Annotated in this window: 3 protein-coding genes and 1 pseudogene; all 4 read left to right on the top strand. The window is 61.7% G+C overall.

Features of this window, described 5'->3' with window-relative positions; all coding sequences use genetic code 11:
- On the top strand, positions 1-292 hold a 292-nt coding region (locus tag EOA85_RS34790; RefSeq protein WP_206523461.1), incomplete at its 5' end, for a dihydrofolate reductase family protein.
- Entirely contained in the window at positions 292-909 is a 618-nt protein-coding gene (locus EOA85_RS34785; RefSeq protein WP_065008051.1) for a riboflavin synthase, read from the top strand. The genes EOA85_RS34790 and EOA85_RS34785, both read left to right, overlap by 1 nt.
- A 35-nt stretch (positions 910-944) precedes the next feature.
- Positions 945-1,073: pseudogene (locus tag EOA85_RS39650) on the top strand (CopG family transcriptional regulator); the annotation flags it as partial.
- Positions 1,074-1,161: 88 nt separating this feature from the next.
- Positions 1,162-1,656, top strand: coding sequence for a 6,7-dimethyl-8-ribityllumazine synthase (gene ribH / locus EOA85_RS34775; RefSeq protein ID WP_127212693.1), 495 nt, complete (start codon positions 1,162-1,164; stop codon positions 1,654-1,656).
- Positions 1,657-1,658 lie beyond the last annotated feature (2 nt).

Here is a 1,658-nt window from a genome sequence, read left to right as displayed (position 1 = left end):
CTTCATCGGCACCGAGACGTATGAAGGCGATATAGCGTTGCCGGAACTGCTCGAGGATCTGGCGGCGCTTGGGATGGCGAGCGTGCTGGTCGAGGGCGGCGCCAAGGTGGCCAAGGCCTTCCTCGCCGAAGGGCTGGTCGACCGCATCGTGCTGTTCCAGGGGCAGGAGCCGATCGGCAGGAGCGGCATTGTATCGCCCATCGACGCCAACCATATCCCGGCAGGATTTCGCAAATTGCGCGACATGCGTTTCGGCGAAGACAGCTACGCGGAGTGGATAAGGGACATCTGATGTTTACCGGGATTGTCACCGATGTCGGCACCGTCGCTGCGGTGAAGCCGTTGAGAGAGGGCGTCGGCCTTCGCATCGACACCGCCTATGACCCGCAGACCATCGCCATCGGTGCTTCGATTTGTTGTGGCGGCGTCTGCCTGACGGTGACGGCCTTGCCGGAAAGCGGCGCCAATGCGCGCTGGTTCGAGGTCGAGGCCTGGGAAGAGGCGCTCAGGCTGACTACGGCCATGGGCTGGAAATCCGGCACGAGAATCAATCTGGAGCGGGCGCTGAAGATCGGCGACGAGCTTGGTGGCCACATCGTTTCAGGCCATGTCGACGGCACGGCCGAGATCATCGAACGCAAGGACGAGGGCGATGCTGTGCGCTTCACGCTGGAAGCGCCGCGCGACCTGGCCAAATTTATCGCGCCCAAGGGTTCGGTCGCGCTCGACGGTACCTCGCTCACCGTCAACAAGGTTGAGGGCACGCGCTTCGACGTGCTTCTGATCCATCACTCGCTGACGGTGACCACCTGGGGCGAACGCCAGGTCGGCGACCGGGTCAACCTTGAGATCGACACCATGGCTCGCTACGCGGCGCGATTGGCCGAGGCCGCGAAAGTGGGGCTTTGATGATTGAGGGCAGAAGGACTTCCAGACAGGAAGAGCAACTGACGCGCGAAGCGTTAGCTGATGTTGACGCCGGTAATGTGATTGACCACCATGTCGTGCAGGCCTGGGCTTTGAGCCTTGATCCCAGGAATCCGCGTCAGACGCCGCGCCGGGAAATAAAATAGTTTCGGCAGACCTCCCGCATCTCCACCAATCTTCTGCTTGCGATCAAACCGGCTTCGGCCTAAGTCACCGGCGATCCCGGAGACATCTATGGCTGGCACATCCCAACACGGCAAAGCGTTCATTCGCCCGAAGAAGAAGGCCCACCTTCTTATCATCGAGGCACGCTTCCATGACGATCTTGCCGATGCGCTGCTCGAAGGCGCGACAAGCGCGCTCGAGGAAGCGGGCGCGACATACGATGTCGTCACCGTCCCGGGCTCGCTCGAGGTTCCCGCGGTGATTTCCTTCGCGCTTGACGGCGCGGCCGAAGGCGGGCCGAGCTATGACGGTTTTGTCGCCCTTGGTACCATCGTGCGCGGTGACACCTATCATTTCGACATCGTCGCCAATGAATCGAGCCGCGCCCTAATGGACTTGTCCGTGCAGGAAGCGGTCTGCATCGGCAACGGCATCCTGACCACCGAAAATGACGAACAGGCCTGGACGCGGGCCAAACGCTCGGAAGGCGACAAGGGCGGCTTTGCCGCGCGTGCGGCGCTGACTATGATTGCCCTTAAGGAACAATTGGGAGAGCGATCGTGAGC

Source organism: Mesorhizobium sp. M5C.F.Ca.IN.020.29.1.1 (assembly GCF_003997375.1).
GTDB lineage: Bacteria > Pseudomonadota > Alphaproteobacteria > Rhizobiales > Rhizobiaceae > Mesorhizobium > Mesorhizobium wenxiniae.
Note: the sequence above shows the minus strand (reverse complement) of the source record. Positions and strands in the feature narration are given on the sequence as shown.

Excerpts from the sequence above, each read along its gene's own strand:
- EOA85_RS34785 (WP_065008051.1), top strand. The coding sequence starts at position 292 with ATGTTTACCGGGATTGTCACCGATGTCGGCACCGTCGCTGCGGTGAAG.
- ribH (WP_127212693.1), top strand. The coding sequence starts at position 1,162 with ATGGCTGGCACATCCCAACACGGCAAAGCGTTCATTCGCCCGAAGAAG.